The 17,608-nt window shown below is 70.1% G+C and carries 16 protein-coding genes; 6 read left to right on the top strand and 10 right to left on the bottom strand.

Annotation, left to right across the window (positions count from 1 at the left end):
* The first annotated feature begins 31 nt into the window (after positions 1-31).
* Positions 32-1,189, top strand: a complete 1,158-nt coding sequence (locus tag AC07AG_RS32125; RefSeq protein ID WP_478759632.1) for a TDT family transporter — start codon at positions 32-34, stop codon at positions 1,187-1,189.
* Here AC07AG_RS32125 and AC07AG_RS32120 read toward each other — a convergent pair.
* From AC07AG_RS32120 to AC07AG_RS32100, 5 genes are all read right to left on the bottom strand, one after another.
* Positions 1,158-1,925: a helical backbone metal receptor gene (locus AC07AG_RS32120; protein WP_478759631.1), complete on the bottom strand. Its 768-nt coding sequence runs from the start codon at positions 1,923-1,925 to the stop codon at positions 1,158-1,160. The genes AC07AG_RS32125 and AC07AG_RS32120 overlap by 32 nt on opposite strands.
* 12 nt (positions 1,926-1,937) lie before the next feature.
* The gene (locus AC07AG_RS32115) at positions 1,938-2,510 is read right to left on the bottom strand and encodes a helix-turn-helix domain-containing protein (protein WP_478759630.1); all 573 of its coding nucleotides are present in this window, start codon (positions 2,508-2,510) and stop codon (positions 1,938-1,940) included.
* Between the two features lie 105 nt (positions 2,511-2,615).
* Complete coding sequence (locus AC07AG_RS32110; protein WP_478759629.1) at positions 2,616-3,605, bottom strand: hypothetical protein; 990 nt, start codon at positions 3,603-3,605, stop codon at positions 2,616-2,618.
* Positions 3,606-3,753: 148 nt separating this feature from the next.
* Positions 3,754-6,366, bottom strand: coding sequence for an ABC transporter permease/substrate binding protein (locus tag AC07AG_RS32105; protein WP_478759628.1), 2,613 nt, complete (start codon positions 6,364-6,366; stop codon positions 3,754-3,756).
* Positions 6,359-7,519: a quaternary amine ABC transporter ATP-binding protein gene (locus tag AC07AG_RS32100; RefSeq protein WP_478759627.1), complete on the bottom strand. Its 1,161-nt coding sequence runs from the start codon at positions 7,517-7,519 to the stop codon at positions 6,359-6,361. Before AC07AG_RS32100 ends, AC07AG_RS32105 begins: the two co-directional genes overlap by 8 nt.
* A 321-nt stretch (positions 7,520-7,840) precedes the next feature.
* Here AC07AG_RS32100 and AC07AG_RS32095 point away from each other — a divergent pair, with 321 nt between their 5' ends.
* The 4 genes from AC07AG_RS32095 to AC07AG_RS32080 all read left to right on the top strand — a co-directional run bounded on the left by AC07AG_RS32095 (position 7,841) and on the right by AC07AG_RS32080 (position 11,368).
* A complete protein-coding gene (locus tag AC07AG_RS32095; protein ID WP_478759952.1) occupies positions 7,841-8,746 on the top strand; it encodes a 5'-3' exonuclease in 906 nt (301 codons plus the stop codon).
* Positions 8,747-8,798: 52 nt separating this feature from the next.
* Positions 8,799-9,650: a siderophore-interacting protein gene (locus tag AC07AG_RS32090; protein WP_478759626.1), complete on the top strand. Its 852-nt coding sequence runs from the start codon at positions 8,799-8,801 to the stop codon at positions 9,648-9,650.
* A gap of 107 nt (positions 9,651-9,757) precedes the next feature.
* Positions 9,758-10,354, top strand: coding sequence for a GNAT family N-acetyltransferase (locus tag AC07AG_RS32085; RefSeq protein WP_478759625.1), 597 nt, complete (start codon positions 9,758-9,760; stop codon positions 10,352-10,354).
* Positions 10,355-10,405: 51 nt separating this feature from the next.
* Positions 10,406-11,368, top strand: a complete 963-nt coding sequence (locus tag AC07AG_RS32080) for an RluA family pseudouridine synthase (RefSeq protein WP_478759624.1) — start codon at positions 10,406-10,408, stop codon at positions 11,366-11,368.
* Here the strand turns inward: AC07AG_RS32080 and AC07AG_RS32075 are convergent.
* From AC07AG_RS32075 to AC07AG_RS32055, 5 genes are read right to left on the bottom strand one after another with little or no spacing between them, the layout of a single operon-like run.
* Complete coding sequence (locus AC07AG_RS32075) at positions 11,362-12,861, bottom strand: cytochrome P450 (RefSeq protein ID WP_478759623.1); 1,500 nt, start codon at positions 12,859-12,861, stop codon at positions 11,362-11,364. The genes AC07AG_RS32080 and AC07AG_RS32075 overlap by 7 nt on opposite strands.
* 56 nt (positions 12,862-12,917) lie before the next feature.
* Complete coding sequence (locus tag AC07AG_RS32070; protein WP_478759622.1) at positions 12,918-13,532, bottom strand: GTP-binding protein; 615 nt, start codon at positions 13,530-13,532, stop codon at positions 12,918-12,920.
* The gene (locus AC07AG_RS32065) at positions 13,513-13,902 is read right to left on the bottom strand and encodes a DUF742 domain-containing protein (protein ID WP_478759621.1); all 390 of its coding nucleotides are present in this window, start codon (positions 13,900-13,902) and stop codon (positions 13,513-13,515) included. The genes AC07AG_RS32070 and AC07AG_RS32065 overlap by 20 nt, the downstream gene beginning before the upstream one ends.
* Positions 13,899-14,306 (bottom strand): roadblock/LC7 domain-containing protein, encoded by a 408-nt coding sequence (locus tag AC07AG_RS32060; RefSeq protein WP_249591002.1) that lies wholly within the window; start codon positions 14,304-14,306, stop codon positions 13,899-13,901. The genes AC07AG_RS32065 and AC07AG_RS32060 overlap by 4 nt, the downstream gene beginning before the upstream one ends.
* A complete protein-coding gene (locus AC07AG_RS32055; RefSeq protein WP_478759620.1) occupies positions 14,303-15,937 on the bottom strand; it encodes an ATP-binding protein in 1,635 nt (544 codons plus the stop codon). Before AC07AG_RS32055 ends, AC07AG_RS32060 begins: the two co-directional genes overlap by 4 nt.
* A 535-nt stretch (positions 15,938-16,472) precedes the next feature.
* On the opposite strand from AC07AG_RS32055, the gene AC07AG_RS32050 reads away from it, so the two are divergent.
* Complete coding sequence (locus AC07AG_RS32050; protein WP_478759619.1) at positions 16,473-17,585, top strand: LLM class flavin-dependent oxidoreductase; 1,113 nt, start codon at positions 16,473-16,475, stop codon at positions 17,583-17,585.
* The last annotated feature ends 23 nt before the right edge of the window (positions 17,586-17,608 follow it).

Genomic DNA, 17,608 nt, shown 5'->3' with positions numbered 1-17,608 from the left:
GGGGGCCCCGCCGAACGGCGACCGTGGAGTCATGGTCACCGTCGCCCACCCGCAGGCATCCTCAGACACCAGCATCTCCGGCATCCCCCGCATCCCCCGCCTCCCCCGCCTCCCCCGCATCACGCTCGCCACCCGTCACCTCGGCCCGAACTGGTACGCCACCGTCATGGGCACGGCGATCATCGGCGGCGCGGGCGCGACGCTGCCGGTGCACGTCCCCGGACTGCGGACCGCCTGCACGGCGGTCTGGGCGCTCTCCCTGCTGATGCTGGTGGCGCTCGTCACCGCCCGGACCCTGCACTGGATCCACCACCGCGACCAGGCCCGCGCCCACCTCCTCGACCCGGCCGTCGCCCCCTTCTACGGCTGTCTCTCCATGGCCCTGCTCGCGGTGGGCGGCGGCGCCCTTCTCGTGGGCGAGGACTGGATCGGGACGAGCGCGGCGGTCGCACTGGACGCCGTGCTCTTCGTCTCCGGCACGGCCATCGGCCTCGCGGCGGCCGTAGCGATCCCGTACCTGATGGTGGTCAAGCACCGCACGGCACCGGGCCAGGCATCGCCGGTCTGGCTGCTGCCCCTGGTGGCGCCCATGGTGTCCGCCGCCCTCGGCCCCCTCCTCGTGCCCCACCTCCCCGCGGGGCAGGCGCAGGAGACACTCCTCTTCGCCTGCTTCGCGATGTTCGGCCTGAGCCTGCTCGCCACCCTGGTGATGCTGCCGATGATCTTCGCCCGCCTGCTGACCGGCGGCCCCTTCCCGATCGCCCTCACACCGACGCTCTTCCTGGTGCTCGGCCCGCTCGGCCAGTCGACGACGGCGGTCAACAAGTTCGCCGACACCGCGGCTACCGGTGTCGTCCCTGCCCCCTACGACCAGGGCTTCGCCGTCTTCGCCGTGCTCTACGGCGTCCCGGTGATGGGCTTCGCCCTCCTGTGGCTCGCGCTCGCGGGCGCGATGGTGCTGCGGGCCCGCCGCAAGGGCATGGGCTTCGCGATGACCTGGTGGGCGTTCACGTTCCCCGTCGGTACGTGCGTCACGGGCGCCGAGGGCCTGGGCAAGCACACCGGACTCGCGGTCTACGACTGGCTGGCGGTCGCCCTGTACGCCCTGCTGGTGGCGGCCTGGGCGGTGGCGCTCACGCAGACACTGCGCGGGGTTCTCAACGGGAAGCTGCTCGCAGCGCCTCGCTGAGCACGGCCGGTGCCTCGGCCAGCGACGGGCCGTACCACGTGAGGTGGCGGCCGCTGACGAGGGCCGACGGGGCCGTGAACTCCTCGGGGCCGTCCTCGCGCGTGAAGCGGTAGGGCTCGTCGGGCAGGACCACCACGTCCGGGGCCACCGCCCGCAGTTCCTCGACCGGGATGCGCGGATAGCGCTCGGCGTGGCTCGCGTACGCGTTGTCGACGCCCAGGCGCCGCAGCAGATCCCCCGCGAACGTGTCGCGGCCCAGGACCATCCACGGGCGCCGCCAGATGGGGATCACCGCCTTCAACCGGGCTTCGGGCGCGGGAAGTTGGCCCCATGCCGACTCCGCGTCGTCCAGCCATCCGGGGCGCCCCGCCCCGCAGGCGGCGAGCACCCGGGCCAGTTCACGGAAGGCGTCCGGCAGGTCCCGTACCTCCGTCACGAGCACCTCGATCCCCGCCGCCCGCAGCGCCGCGAGGTCCGGCGCGCGGTTCTCCTCCTCGTTGGCGATCACCAGGTCCGGGGCGAGGCCGACGATCCGGCGCACGTCAGGGTTCTTGGTGCCGCCCACGCGGACGACGTCCAGGTCCTCCGGATGGCTGCACCACTCCGTGGCCCCCACCAGCGCTCCCGGCGCACTGACCGCGACCGCCTCGGTCAGCGAGGGCACCAGAGAGATCGCCCGTACTCCGGTCGCCCGCACTCCAGTCGCGCGCACTCCGGTCGCCCTCGCTCCGGTCACCGTGAGACCCCCTCAGCGCCGCGAGCCGTCCAGGGCCTCGATGTGATCGCCGACGGCCACGACGAGCACCTGGCTGTCCGGCACGGTCGCCCGCCACCGGTGGCGCACCCCGCCCGTCAGATACAGGCTGTCGCCGCGCCCGAGGCGATAGGCCCTGCCTTCCGCCTCGACCTCGACGGCGCCGCCCACCACGTACATCAACTCGTCGTTGCGGTGCTGGAACTCGCGGCCCTCGTCGTGGTCGCCGGTGAACTCGACGGCGTGCAGCTGGTGGTGACCGCGCACCAGATTGCGCACCCGCGCGTCCGGGGCCGAATTCTCGACGTCGCCTTCCTCGGATCGCATCAGGTCGACCGTGCACGCGGGGTCCGCGGCGGCCAGCAGTTCGACGTCGGTCGTCAGGAGGGCGTCGGCGACACGCTGCAGGGAACGCCTGCTGGGCCGCGCGCGCTCGTTCTCGACCTGGCTCAGGAAGGGCACCGAGAGACCGCTGCGCTCGGCCACCACGGCGAGGGTGAGCTCCAGCTGCCGGCGGCGGCGCCGCACGGCCGAGCCCACCCGGAGGGTTTCCTTCTGCTCGTCCATCGCCTCGGCTCCCTTCTGCGCGTCGGTCCACTCTCAACCCTGTTGGGTTTTCTGCACCCTACGCATGTTCGCCAAACGGTTTTGCCCCGTTGCGAGGACCGCCACCTACAGCTTGTGCCAGTAGACAAGCTGACCGGCCTCCCCAGGAGCCGCTCCCTCCCCCGGTATGAACACGCTGACCAGCAGAGCAGGCCTGCCGTGCGGGTCGGTGAGGAGGGTCGCCGACGGATTGGCGAAGGCACGGCTCGTGCCGTGGGTGGAGATGGCCAGGCGGTCGGCCCGGCCGCTCACCGGGTCGTACGCGTAGGTCCGCCAGCTCGCGAAGTCGCCCTTGCGCCGCTGTCCCTCGACGAAGAGCATCCGCTGTCCGTCGAGCTCGACGGGCGCCCGGTCCCCGAGGTTCCCGCCGTTGCCCCAGGCCTGCAGCGCCCGGTCGAGCCGCCGGTCGGGCGCCGCGTGCCAGTCGCGGAACCCGGTGAGGGTGGCGCGCAGCTGACGGTCGGTGTCGCAATCCGCGCGGTAGTGCCCGGTGAGCTCGATCGTGTCGCCGCGTACGGCGGTGACGGCGGGGGTGCCCTCGGCGCACCGGGAGAGGGTGCGCGGCGCGTCGTAGGCGCGCGCCGCGCGGCCCTGGAGCAGCGCGGCCTCGTCGGCGTACGCGCGCACGGCGATGTGGTTCCTCGGGTCCTTCTCGTACGCGAGGACGTACCCGCCGCGCCCGTCGGCGGCGAGCGACGCCTGGTGGGTGCCGGGACCGAAGTCGTGGCGGCGGTGCCAGTGCCGCAGATCGGTGGAGGTGGCGACGGCGGCATGGAAACGGCCGTCGTCCAGGAGGGTGTGGTAGACGGCCAGATAGGTGCCGTCGGGGCTCTGCGCGATCTGCGCGGCGTCCATGGTGCGGCCGGTGTCGTCCCGCGCGTCGTAGCGGTGCCCTTCGGCCGCGGTCACATCGGCGGCGAGGGCGGCGAGCCGCGCGGTGCCCGCGGAGGCGGGTGCGGGGCTCGCGTCGGCCAGGTGCGCCAGGAGCAGGGCGGCGACGAGGGCCAGGGCCACGGTGAGGACGAGGCGGGGCGTCGTACGGGGGCGGACGATCACGGAGGGGCACTTACGTTCGAGCAGCGGGGAGGCTGCCCAGCCTAGGGAGCCGGTGTGCCCCCGGGAACGCCCTGAGGGGTGGGCTTCGCCACAAGGACGACGCCCACCCCTCGGGGTGATTCAACGCTTCAGCCGAGAAGAGGAAGAACTAGGACTGCGGAGTCATCTTCTGCTCGAATCCCGGGTTCTTCTTCAGCCACGAGTCGACGGCCTTGGGCTCATTGCCCTTGCCCGCCTTGTTGATCTCGTTCTCCAGGCTGGCCAGTTCCTTCTCGCTCATCTTGAAGTTCTTGAGCCACTTCGTGAGCTGCGGGTACTGCTTCGGGAACTCCTTGCTGGAGATCGTCCGAATCGTGTCGCCCTTGCCGAAGCCGACCTTGGGGTCCTTCAGCTTGGTGAGCTCGTACTCGTTGTACGCCCAGTGCGGCGACCAGAGCAGGACCGCGACCGGCTCCTTCTTGGCGTACGCCGACTTCAGCTCGGAGAGCATCGCGGGCGTCGAGCCGGAGACGATCTTGTACTCCTTGTCCAGGCCGTAGCCGGGGAGCACCTTGTCCTTGAGCGCCGTCATCACGCCCGTGCCGGGCTCGATGCCGATGATCTTGCCCTTGAACTTGTCGCCCTTGCCCTTGAGGTCCTCGAGCGACTTCACGTCCTTGACGTAGGACGGGACGGCGATCTCCAGCGACGTCGGGCTGTACCAGGAGCCCAGGTCCTTGAGGTTCGCCTTGTTCTTGTCCCAGTACTGCTTCTGGGCCGTGGGCAGCCAGGCGTCGAGGTCCAGGTCGAGGTCGCCCTGCGCGAGAGCGGTGTAGACCGGGCCGACGTCGGACGGCGTCAGCTTCATCTTGTAGCCGCGCCGCTCGAGGACACGCTTCCAGAGGTTGGTGACGGCGATGTTCTCGTCCCACGCGAAGTACGCGGCGTTCAGCGGACGCTTCGCCTCGGCGGGGGTGGAGTTCTTCGGCAGCGGGGCCAGCTTGTCGACGACGCCCGGGTTCTTCTTCAGCCAGGCCTTGACGGCTTCCTGCTGCTTGCCCTTGCCCGCCTTGTTGATCTCCGCCTCAAGGCTCGTGAGCTGCTTCTCGCTCATCTTGAAGTCCTTGAGCCACTTGGCGACCTGCGGGTTCTCGTCGGAGAAGCCCTTGCGTGCCAGCGTGTGCACACCGTCGCCCTTGCCCCAGGAGCCCTTCGGGTCCTTGAGCTTCTTCAGGTCGAAGTCGCTGTAGGCCCAGTGCGGCGACCAGAGCGTGGTGACGATCGGTTCCTTCTTGGCGTACGCGCGCTTCAGCTCGGCCAGCATCGCCGGGGTGGAGCCGTCGACGACCTTGTACTCCTTGTCGAGGCCGTACTCCTTGAGCACCTTGTCCTTGAGCAGGCCCATCATCCCGGCGCTCGGCTCGATGCCGACGATCTTGCCCTTGAACTTGCCGCTCTTGCCCTTGAGGTCCTCGAGCGAGTCGACGCCCTTCACGTACGAGGGCACGGAGAGTTCGAGCGAGGTCGGGCCGAACCACGAGCCCAGGTCCTCGAGCTTGTCGCCGTACTTCTTCCAGTACGCGGCGTGCGTCGTCGGCAGCCACGAGTCGGTCTGGAAGTCGATGCTGCCCTGCGAGAGCGAGGTGTAGAGCGGGCCCGCCTCGAGCTGCTTGGTCTGCGGCTTGAAGCCGCGCTGCTCCAGGACTTCCTTCCAGAGGAAGGTGGAGGCCACGCCCTCGTCCCAGGGGATGTAGCCGATGTTGATTTCCTTGCCCTGGCCGACGTTCTTCCCGTCGGTGGCGACGTCCTCGGACTTCGAACCGCCGAAGGCGCCCATGCCGCCCGCGACGAGCGCGAGCACGACCACGCCGATGACCGCGACGGCGGCCTGCGGGCGGTAGTTCCAGATGTTCAGGCCCTGCGCGGCACGCAGCTTCGCGACGGCGCGGCGGCCGAGCGGGGAGACCTGGGTGCCCAGCGAGCTGGTCATCCGGTCCAGGTAGATCGCCAGGATGACGATGGCGACGCCCGCCTCGGAGCCGAGGCCCACGTTCAGCTGGCCGATGGCCTCGTTGACGTCGGCGCCCAGGCCCTCCGTACCGACCATGCCCGCGATGGCGGCCATGGACAGACCCAGCATGATGACCTGGTTGACACCGGCCATGATCGTGGGGAGCGCGAGGGGCAGCTGGACGCGCAGCAGGATGTTGCGCGGCGTGGTGCCGAACGCGTCCGCGGCCTCGACCAGTTCCTTGTCGACCTGGCGGATGCCCAGCTCCGTCATGCGGACGCCGGGGGCCAGGGCGAAGATCAGGGTGGCGACGATGCCCGCGGGGGCGCCCATCCCGAAGAAGAGGATGGCGGGGATGAGGTAGATCATCGCCGGCAGCGTCTGCATGAAGTCGAGCACCGGGCGGACGATGCCGCTCACCGTGCTCGACCGCGCCGCCCAGATGCCCACGGGCACGGAGATGACCAGCGCGATGATCGTCGAGACGAGCACCAGGGCCAGCGTCATCATCGCGTGGTCCCACAGTTCCAGCGAGACGATGAACGCGAAGCCCGCGAAGGTCAGCACACCGGCGACCACTCCGCGCAGCCAGAACGCGATCACGGCGAAGATGCCCGCGAGTATCAGGGGCTCGGGCGCCTGGAGCACGTCGGCTATGCCGTCGTAGGCGCCCTGGAAGACGGTCTTGAAGAAGTCGAACAGCCAGGCCATGTGGCTGAGCAGCCAGTCGACGCTGTCGTTGACCCACTCGCCGAAGGGAATCCTAGGCACCGCTGACCACCTTGCCCACAGCCTGTCCGCCGTTGTCCTGCGTCTTGTCGAGCGGGACGGCGGTGTCCTGCGGCTCGTTCTCGGGGGCCATCGGCTCACCGAGCACCGCGAGCAGTCGCGCCCTCGGCACCACGCCGATGAGCGCGCCCTCGTCGTCGGTCACGGCGACGGCCACACCACTGGTGGAGCACGGCGTGAACAGGTCGATGATCGGGGTCTCGGCCTTGACCGTGGCGGGGGCCGCGGACAGCACGTCCTGTGCGGTCTTGAGCTCCTTGCCCTCGTCCGTCTTCGTGCCGAAGGCGGTCTCGGGCTCGGCCATGATCGCGCCCGCCGTGAGGACACGGGAGCGGTCGACGTCCTGCGTGAACGCGGCGACGTAGTCGTTGGCCGGGGTGACGAGGATGTCCTCGGCGGTGCCGATCTGGACGATCTCGCCGTCGCGCATGACGGCGATCTGGTCGCCGAGGCGCATGGCCTCGTTCAGGTCGTGGGTGATGAAGACGATGGTCTTCTTCAGCCGCTTCTGGAGCTCGAGGAGCTGGTCCTGCATGTCGCGGCGGATCAGCGGGTCGAGCGCGCTGAACGACTCGTCCATGAGGAGCAGGTCCGCGTCGGTCGCGAGCGCGCGGGCCAGGCCCACGCGCTGCTGCATACCGCCGGAGAGTTCGTCGGGCCAGGACTTCTCCCAGCCCTTGAGCCCCGCGAGTTCGAGCGCCACCGTGGCGCGCTCCTCGCGCTCGGCGCGCGGCACACCCTGCACCTCGAGGCCGTAGCCGGCGTTCTCGAGGACGCTGCGGTGCGGGAAGAGCGCGAAGTGCTGGAAGACCATGCTGATCTTCTTGGAGCGCACCTCGCGCAGCTCACGGGCGCTCAGACCGGTCAGGTCCTGCCCCTCGAAGAGCACCTGTCCTGCCGTCGGTTCCGACAGACCGTTGAGCATGCGCAACAACGTGGACTTGCCGGATCCGGAGAGACCCATGACGACGAAGATCTGGCCCGGCTCGACCGTGAAGGAAGCATCGATCACCGCGGCAGTGGTGCCCTCGGCGCGCAGCTCCTCTCGGTCGGTTCCGTGGCGGAGTTTCTCCACCGCGTCAGCGGGTCGTCTGCCAAATACCTTGTACAGGTGTTCGGCTTGCAGCCTGGACACATACACCTCTCGGGTTGAACCAAGACGGCCCGCCTCCCCCGCCGGCGGGCCGTGGAGCGACGCGGGTTCTGCCCGCTAGTTACCCGGCGAAATAGTTGAATCCTCGACCGGAGGCGCTCCGGCTCGGCGCCTGCCCCGACTTACACAGAACAAACGCAAGAGTGTTCCAGTTCACATTCCATTCACTTCCGACGGCCGGAACATGGCGCGATCCGGCCCCTGCCCGGCGGGGCGGAAACCACGCCTTGACGGGGCCGGTGACGGTGCGCTGTCAGTGCCGTGCGGCATGATGCGAAGGTGACTCAGCGAACGCGACGGCTCATGCTGCTCGACACGGCGTCCCTGTACTACCGGGCCTATTTCGGGGTCCCCGATTCCGTGAAGGCCCCGGACGGCACTCCGGTCAACGCGGTGCGCGGCCTGCTCGACTTCATCGCCCGGCTCGTCCAGGACCACCGCCCTGACGACCTGGTCGCCTGCATGGACGCGGACTGGCGCCCGCACTGGCGCGTCGAGCTGATCCCTTCGTACAAGGCGCATCGCGTCGCCGAGGAGGTCGCCGAGGGCCCGGACGCCGAGGAGACCCCGGACACGCTCTCGCCGCAGGTCCCGATCATCGAGGACGTCCTGGACGCCCTCGGCATCGCCCGCGTGGGCGTGTCGTCGTACGAGGCGGACGACGTGATCGGCACGTACGCCGGCCGTGCCACAGGCCCCGTCGACATCGTCACCGGCGACCGCGACCTCTATCAGCTGGTCGACGACGCGCGCGGCATCCGCGTCCTCTACCCCCTCAAGGGCGTCGGCTCCCTCCAGCTCACGGACGAGGCCTGGCTCCGCGAGAAGTACGGAGTGGACGGCTCCGGCTATGTCGACCTGGCCCTGCTGCGCGGCGACCCGAGCGACGGCCTGCCCGGCGTGCCCGGCATTGGCGAGAAGACAGCGGCCAAGCTCCTCGACGCGTACGGAAATCTGGCCGGAATCATGGCCGCCGTGGACGACCCGAAGAGCAAGTTGACGCCTTCTCAGCGCAAGCGGCTCGACGCATCGCGCGCGTATGTGGCCGTCGCGCCGACGGTGGTCCGCGTCGCGGGCGACGTGCCGCTGCCCGACGTGGACCTCGCCCTGCCCGGCGAACCCCGCGATCCCGCGGCCCTTGATGAGTTGGCGGCGCGGTGGAATCTCGGTGGAGCGCTCAAGCGGTTGCTCACTACTCTTCAGGGATGAGGTGTTAGCTTAGGTAAGCCTAAGCAACATTTGATCAGGGGAGGCAGCCGCCATGGCAGAACGTCCGGCACGCAAGGCACCGAAGGCCCACGTCGCGCAGGTGGTGCGCACCGAGCGCCTCACCCCGCACATGCAGCGTGTCGTCCTGGGCGGCGAGGGCCTCGCCGAGTTCACAGTGGGCGACTCCACCGATCACTACGTGAAACTGCTCTTCGGCGCCGAGGGCGTGACGTATCCGGAGCCCTTCGACATCCAGCGGATCCGCGAGGAGTTCCCCCGCGACCAGTGGCCCGTGACGCGTACGTACACGGTGCGTTCCTGGGACCCGCAGACCCGCGAGCTCGCCGTGGACTTCGTCATCCACGGCGACGAGGGCCTCGCGGGCCCGTGGGCCAAGCGCGTCGAGCCGGGCGCCACGGTCCACTTCCTCGGCCCGGGCGGCGGGTACGCCCCGGACGCCGCCGCCGACTGGCATCTGCTCGCCGGTGACGAGAGCGCACTGCCCGCGATCGCCGCCGCCCTGGAGGCACTGCCCGAGGGCGCCAAGGCGTATGCCTTCGTGGAGATCGCCGACGCGGACGAGGAGCAGAAGATCAGCACGGCCGCGGAGATCGAGTGGCTGCACCGCGGGCAGCGTCCCGTGGGCGAGGCGCTCGTCGAGGCCGTACGCTCCCTCGACTTCCCGGCGGGCGACGTGCAGGCGTTCGTGCACGGCGAGGCCGGTTTCGTGAAGGAGCTGCGCCGCTATCTCCGCGTGGAGCGCGAGGTGCCGCGCGAGCGCCTCTCGATCTCCGGCTACTGGCGCCTCGGCCACAACGAGGACGGCTGGCAGGCCTCCAAGCGCGACTGGAACGCCCAGGTGGAGGCGGAGCAGGAGACGCCCGCGGCGGCGACCGGCTCCTGAACCCGCCTCCCCTCAAGGGGATGTGGATGTAGCGCGAACATCGCGGACGCCGGGCGCCCCGCGAAAACCACTACGCGCGGCGGCGGGCCCGCTGACACGATGAGCCCATGCCCTACAAGATCTCGGACGTCGTCCCGGCGGGCGCCCTCGCCCACCAGGAGCAGCCGGTCATCCCCGTCCCCGGCGGGCTCGTCATCCGCCCCTGGTCGCCCGACGACGCGCCCGCCGTGTACGAGGCGTTCCAGGACCCCGTGCTCCAGCGCTGGCACGCCCGCGTGGCCGACTCCGTCGATGAGACCCGTGGCTGGATCGACGGCTGGCGCAAGGCCTGGCCCGAGGAGCGGGACGCGCACTGGGCCGTCGCCGACGCCGCCACGGACGCGGTGGTGGGCCGGATCTCGCTGCGCCTCATCGTGCTCGCCGACGGGCAGGCCGAAGTCGCCTACTGGACCATGCCGTCGGCCCGCGGCCGTGGCATCGCCCCGCGCGCCCTCGCGGCGCTGAGCGACTGGGCGTTCGGCGAAGTGGGCCTGCACCGCCTCGAACTCACCCACGCCACGGCCAACGAGGCCTCCTGCCGCGTCGCGCTCAAGACCGGCTTCGCGGCGGAGGGCACCAAGCGCAGTGCCGTACTGCACGCGGACGGCTGGCACGACATGCATCTGCACGCACTGGTCAGGACAGACGCGCCGACGCGCTCCTGACCTGGGAAAAACGGCGAGGCGGCGCCGCCGGGCCCCGTACTCTTGCCCGTTGTGACCCGAAAGCCCCGCATCCCGCCCTCTCCCCTGCCCCAGCGGCACGGCGTCGACCCCATGCGGGTCAAGCTGCCGGCCGACGGAGCATGGGCGACCGTGCGGGACCATCTCGTCGAGCGGCTCAAGGCCGGGCCCGGAGTGATCGACGGGATGCTGCGGGACGGTCTCGTCGTCGGCGTGGACGGGCTTCCCGTGGCGCCGGACGCGCCCTATGTGCCCGGCGCCTTCGTGTGGTTCCACCGGGATCTGCCGGACGAGGTCCCGGTGCCGTACGACATCGACGTGGTGTACCGCGACGAGCACATCGTCGTCGCCGACAAACCCCACTTCCTGGCGACCACGCCCCGCGGCAGCCACGTCACCGAGACCGCGCTTGCCCGGCTCCGCAGGGACCTCGGCATCCCCGCGCTCGGCGCCGCGCACCGCCTCGACCGGCTCACCGCGGGGCTGATCCTCTTCACCGTGCGGCCCGAGGAACGCGGCGCGTACCAGATGCTGTTCGGCGAGCGGCGGGTGCGCAAGGAGTACGAGGCGGTGGCCGCCCACGATCCCGGGGTCGAACTCCCCCGCACCGTGCGCAGCCACATCGTCAAGGAGCGCGGCATCATCGCCGCCTACGAAGTCCCCGGCGCCGAAGCCAACAGCGAGAGCCACATCGAACTCGCCGCACAGAACGGCACGTTGGCGCGCTACCGGCTCACCCCGCACACCGGCCGCACCCATCAGCTGCGTGTGCACATGAACGCCCTGGGCCTGCCGATCCTCGGCGATCCGGTCTACCCGCTCGTGAAGGGGCCCGTGCCGCCGGACGACTTCCGGCGGCCCCTCCAACTCCTGTCGCGCGTACTGGAGTTCACGGACCCCGTCACGGGCGCCGACCATCGCTTCGTCAGCGCCCGCGAGTTGGGCGCCTGGACGTCGTACGACAGCTGGGCGGGCCCGTCAGCGGGCGGTCAGTAACCTCGCCACCAGGTCACCAGCCTGCGCCACACTCCCTGCCGCGGCACGGCCGCGACCACCGGTGCGGACTCCGGCGCGGGCGGCGGCGGAGCGTGCTGTGCCGCCGGCTGGGGCGCCGGCGTCGCGGGATACGCGGGCCGCTGGGCCGGGGACGACACCGACCAGTCGTTGCGCGCACCCGGCACCCGCGCCATGGGCCGCGCCATCACGTCCTGCGGAGGCCGCGGCGCGAACTGCACGGGAAGCTCCACCAGATGCCGGGAGAGGATCGACGAGTTCCACCTCAACTCGTGCTCCTCGATGGAGAGTTCCACGTCCGGGAAGCGCATGAGCAGCGCGTCCACACCCGTGTCGGCGATGGCGCGGCCGATGTCCTGCCCCGGGCACTCGTGCGGTCCGCCGCTGAACGCCAGATGGGAGCGGTTGCCCTGCATGCTGGCGGCCAGATCGGGGCGTACGACGGGGTCCACGTTGCCCGGCGCGATGCCGAGGATCAGACCGTCGCCCGCCTTGATCTGCTGGCCGCCGAGCTGCGTGTCCTGCTTGGCGAAGTAGCCGATCATGGCGCTGAACGGCGGCTCGTCCCACAGGGACTGCTCGACCGCCTCGGGGACCGTCATCTGGCCGCCGCTGAGCTGGGCGCGGAAGCGCGGGTCGGTGAGGACCATGCGCAGGGCGTTGGCGATGAGGTTGGCCGTCGCTTCGTAGGCGGCGATGAGCACGAGCCGCAGGTGCGCGGCGACCTCGTCGTCGGTGAGCTGCGCGGGCTGGGCGATGAGGTTGCTGGTGAAGTCCTCCTCCGCCTTCGCCCGGCGCCGCGCCACCAGGCGCATCAGCGCGTCCATGATGTACGCGTTGCTGGCGATGGCGGTCTCGGTGCCCCGGATCATGTCGCGGGCGGCCTGCACCATCCGCTCGTTGTACTCCTCGGGCATGCCGATGACATGGCACATCACCATCATCGGCAGATGCTCGGCGAACTGGCTCACGATGTCGGCGTGGCCGTCCTGGCAGATGTCGTTGAGCAGGAGGTTGCTGTAGCGGTTGATGTAGCGGCGGATGCCCCGGTGGTCCAGGCCCGCCATGGCGCCGGTGACCGCGCCGCGCAGCCGCTGGTGCTCGTCGCCCTCCACGAAACTGGCCATGGGCTGCCAGGTGACGACCGGGGCGAGCGGGTTGTCGGCGCCCATGGAGCCGTCCATGACGGCACGCCACTGGCGCGAGTCCCGGGTGTACTGCGAGGGGGTGCGGACCATGTGGAGGTTCTCGCTGTGGCCGAGGACCGCCCAGATGGGTACGTCGTTGTGCAGCAGGGCCGGGGCCACCGCGCCGTGTTCGGCGCGCAGCTTCTCGTAGACGCCCGCGAGGTCGGTGTCCGCCTCGGGACCGTACAAACGGCGCAGGCCGCCGGGGCCCAGGCCGTGCGCGGGGCAGCCGGGCGGTGGCATGGCCGGGTCGTCCATGCCGGGGTGGGAGTGGGAAGGGGTCGTCACGTTCGTCGCTCCGGGGTCGCGGAAGGGGATTCCGGGGTTGCCGATGAGATGAGGTGTCAGACGCGGGCCACGGTCAGGGAGTGCAGGTACCGCATGAGGGTCATCAGGGTGTCCCGGCTCGATGCGCGCTGCCGGGCGTCGCACTTCACTATCGGGACCACCTCGTCCAGGTCGAGGGCACGGCGCAGCGCATCGACCGGGTGACCGGGCGCGTCGGGGAAGTCGTTGACGGCGACGACGAAGGGCACGCCGCGCTCCTCCAGGCGGCCGATCACGTCGAAGCTGACTTCGAGACGGCGGGTGTCGACGAGGACGACCGCGCCGAGCGCGCCTTCGAAGAGGCCGTTCCACAGGAACCAGAAGCGCTCCTGGCCGGGGGTGCCGAACAGATAGAGCACCAGCTCCTCGGAGATGCTGATCCGGCCGAAGTCCATCGCGACGGTGGTGGCCGTCTTGGTGTCGGAGCCGTAGTTGTCGTCGACGCCGATGCCCGCCTGGGTCATGGTCTCTTCGGTGGTCAGCGGACGGATCTCGCTGACCGAGCCGACCATCGTCGTCTTGCCAACCCCGAACCCGCCCACGATCACGACCTTCACGGCGGCCGTGGCCGTGTGCGGCAGGACGTCCTCGCTGCTGGGCCCGGTGATCGTGTCAGAGCTTTTGAAGTCCATGCATCACCGCTTCGAGAAGGGAACGATCGGGGAGCGTGGAGCGGACGATCGGCGCCCGCGCCTGTACCAGGTCGGCCCCGAGCATCTTCGTCAGCAGGACAGTCACCACGCTGAACGGCAGCGCGAGATACGCGGAGAGCTCGGCGACGGACAGCGGCGTCTTGCACAGCCGCAGGACGACGGAGTGCTCCGGCTGGGCGGTGGGCTCCGCCTCGCCGTGCGCGACGATCAGCGTGACGAGGTCGAGTGGCGCCCTCTCCGTGTCCTCGCCGGTCAGGATGTAGAGCCGCTCGGGATTCTCCGGGCTGCGCCGCTGCCGTTGGGGAGGGTCGTCCCGGTGGGAGGGGTTCTCGCCTTGCGGAGGATTCATACGGCCTGCCCATCTCGCCGGGGCGGGCTCGTCAGATGGGCGCCGATCCTGACGACCAGGTCCCGCATGCGGTTGCCGATGAGGCCCGCGTCGACGGTCTCGTCGGCGAGCACGGCGAGATAGGCGCCGGCTCCCGCTGCCATCAGATAGAAGTAGCCGCCGTCCACCTCGATGATCACCATGCGCATCCCGCCGTCGCTGTGCGGGATCTCGGTGGCCACCGCGGCGGCCAGGGACTGAAGTCCCGCGCAGGCGGCGGCGATCCGGTCGGCGGCGTCGGGGTCGCCGCCGTAGCGCGCGATGCGCAGGCCGTCCGCGGAGAGCACCACGATCTGCCGCGTCTGCGGCACCCCGTCGGCGAGCTCCTTGAGCATCCAGTCGAAATTGGCCCGTTGCTGGATCACTTCCAGCCCCCCTCGTCGGCATTGTCGGCACTGTCGGCGGTGCCGTGGTCGTTCTCGCTGTGGCCCTTGGGGAACAACGGGTCGTCGGCTGCGGATTCGTTGCCGTTGACGCCCTTCATGAACGCCTCGATCCAGAGGCCGGGCTCCTTCTCCTCCTTCTTCACCGGTTCGGGTGCCACCGGTGCGCCCTGCGGGGCGTACTGGGCGCGCTGCGCGGCGTACTTCTCGTCCGCGGCCTCCTGGGCGAGCCGCTCGGCGAGCGGGGTGCGGACCCGGCTGCGGCGCTGCGGCAGACCGTTCGACGTCCACTCGGTGACCTCGGGGATGTCGTCCTCCATGGCCGCGGTGAGCGACTTGGAGATCGGCGGCCCTGCCGTCATGACGCGGGGCTTCTTGCGCCGGATGCCCTGGGCCTCCTCGATGGGCCTGCCCTCCGAGTTCACCCGGGGCACTGCGGACGCTCCGATGCCGTGCGCGAGGCCGGGCGCGGGCCCGGTGGTGATCATCTCGCGCGGGACGATGAGCACCGCGCGGACGCCGCCGTACGCGGACTGGCGCAGCGAGACCTGCAGGTTGTACATCTGCGAGAGCCGGCCCACGACGGCCATGCCGAGGCGGGGGCTCTCACCGAGGTCGTTCAGGTCGATGCCGGCCTGGGCCTGGGCGAGCATGCGCTCGGCCCGTGCCCGCGCCTCCTCGCTGAGGCTGACACCGCCGTCCTCGATCTCGACGGCGATGCCGGTCTGCACCTCGACGGCGGTGACGTGCACGCGGGTCTGCGGCGGCGAGTAGCGCGTGGCGTTGTCGAGCAGCTCGGCGCAGGCGTGGATGAGCGGTTCCACGGAGGTGCCGTTGATGGCGACCTTGGCGATCGAGTGCAGGTCGACGCGCTGGTACTCCAGGATCCGGGACATGGCGCCACGCAACACGCTGAACAGCGGTACGGGCTTGGGCCACTGGCGTCCCGGGCGGGCGCCGCCGAGCACGGTGATCGAGTCGGCGAGGCGGCCGATCAGGGCCGTGCCGTGGTCGATGCGGAGCAGGTCGTCGAAGACCTCGGGGTTGCGGCCGTGGAACTCCTCCATCTCGCGCAGTTCCGCGGCCTGCTGGTGGACGATGGACTGGACGCGCCGGGCGATGTTGACGAAGGCGCGCTGTGAGGACTCGCGCATCGCCTCTCCGGTGTCCAGGGTGTCCAGGACGTGCCGGAGCATCTGCCGCTGCGACTGGGGGAGTTCGGCGAAGGACTCGTCGCCGTCGACGAGGTTGCGGATCACTTCCGATGGCGCTTCGCCCTGCCGGAGCCTGAAGACGGCCTCGGGGATGATTTCCCTGCCCAGGCGGACTGTCTCGTCGTCATGGGACGCGATGCGCCGCTCCAGGAAAGCGAGCCGCCGCGCGTACTGCGTGTGCAACTCCCGGATGGACCGGCCGCGTCGCACTGCTTCGGCGCCGACCGCGACGACCACGAGGGTCGCGATCGCGCCGCACCAGCCCACCGCGATGCGGGCGGGTTCCGTCACCGCGGCGACGGCGGCTCCGGTCGCCGCAGCCATCAGCATGGCGGGCAGCAACAGCACACGTGCGTAAGGGACTTCTCGGCCACCGGGAGGCGATTGAACACTCACCATGTATGCCCTCTGAACAGTTGTCTTGGGGGAGGAATGGGGGTTGATTCCATGAAATGGGGGGAGTTTACGGGGAGTTGGGAGCGGTAGACGTATGCGAACTATCGAAAGAACTGGGAACAAACGCGCGAATCTATCGCAACTCGTTTCAACTCGCCGCGCTCCGGGCGAGCTTAGTCCGCCGGAATCATCGCCGAGTCATATTCAGTAACCCCCTGAAACCGCCTTGCCGACAGGCATACACTCGGCTCCATTTACACGCGTGGCGATCAATCGAACACGTGGAGTGATGGCGTCGAACAGGCGGGAACACAGCTCCGGGCGACCCCCGTTCGGCTCCCCGCGCGCCCGGGAATGGGCATGGCACAGCCGTGGTTGACGCTCCACATGGAGGGCTGTTCCACTGGGCGCATGCGCCCTCAGCTGCGTCTGGTCACGCGCGATCACATCGACTTCGGTCGTGTGTGGTCCGCGTCGTGTTGCTTCTGACTGCTTCCAAGTCAGCGCACACCCACACCAATTGAGATGAGACCCCGCCATGCCCGTCGAGTTTCTCGGCATCGCAGCGACCAATGAAGGCTCCGAAGTCACCGCGCGCTCGGGCGCGTCCTTCGACAAGGACTACACGCTCCGGCTCGCCCGAGCCCACGAGGACCACGGCTGGGACCGTGTCCTTTTCGCCTACGGATCGGGATCCCCCGACCCCTCCCCCGCCGCCGCCTTCATAGCGGCCCGCACCGACAAGCTCCAGATCCTGGTCGCGCACCGCCCGAACGTCTCGTACCCCACCTTCGCCGCGAAGACCTTCGCGACCCTGGACCACATCAGCGACGGCCGCCTCGCGGTGCACTTCATCACGGGCGGCAACGACCACGAGCAGCAGCGCGAGGGCGACTTCCACACCAAGGACGAGCGGTACGCGCGCACGCGCGAGGCCATCCAGATCATCAAGAAGGCGTGGACCTCGCACGAACCCTTCGACCACGAGGGCGAGCACTACCGCTTCAACGACTTCGTCAGCGACACCTTCCCGGTCCAACAGCCGCATCCGCGCGTCTCGTTCGGGGGTTCGTCGCCTGCCGCGTACGCCGCCGGGGGCGCCGAGGCGGACATCTACTGCCTGTGGGGCGAGCCGCTGGCACAGACCGCCGAGCAGATCGAGTCGGTGAGGGCGGCGGCGAAGGCCGCGGGCCGCACGGACGTCCCCAGGATCCAGGTGGCCTTCCGCCCGATCATCGCGCCCACCGAGGAACTGGCCTGGGAGAAGGCGCACGCGACCCTGGCCCGCATCAAGGCCCGCAAGGCGGGCGCCCCGCTGTCCCGCCGCCACCCGCTGAAGAACCCCGAGAACGCGGGCTCCCGGCGCCTGCTCGCGGCAGCGGCCTCGGGCGAGCACCACGACCGCGCGCTCTGGACCCCGACGGCCGCGGAGACCGGCGGCGCGGGCAACTCGACGGCGCTGGTGGGCACTCCGGAGACGGTCGCCCAGGCGCTCCTGGACTACTACGACCTGGGCGTGGAGATCCTCTCCGCCCGGGGCTACGACCTCCTGGACGACGCGATCGACTTCGGGCGTCACGTGATCCCGATCGTGCGGGAAGAGGTGGCGAAGCGGGACGCGGCGATCCTCGACCCGTCCGACGCCGCCTGAGCACCGGCAGCCGGGGCGGGCCC

Source organism: Streptomyces sp. NPDC044044 (assembly GCF_056434405.1).
Note: the sequence above shows the minus strand (reverse complement) of the source record. Positions and strands in the feature narration are given on the sequence as shown.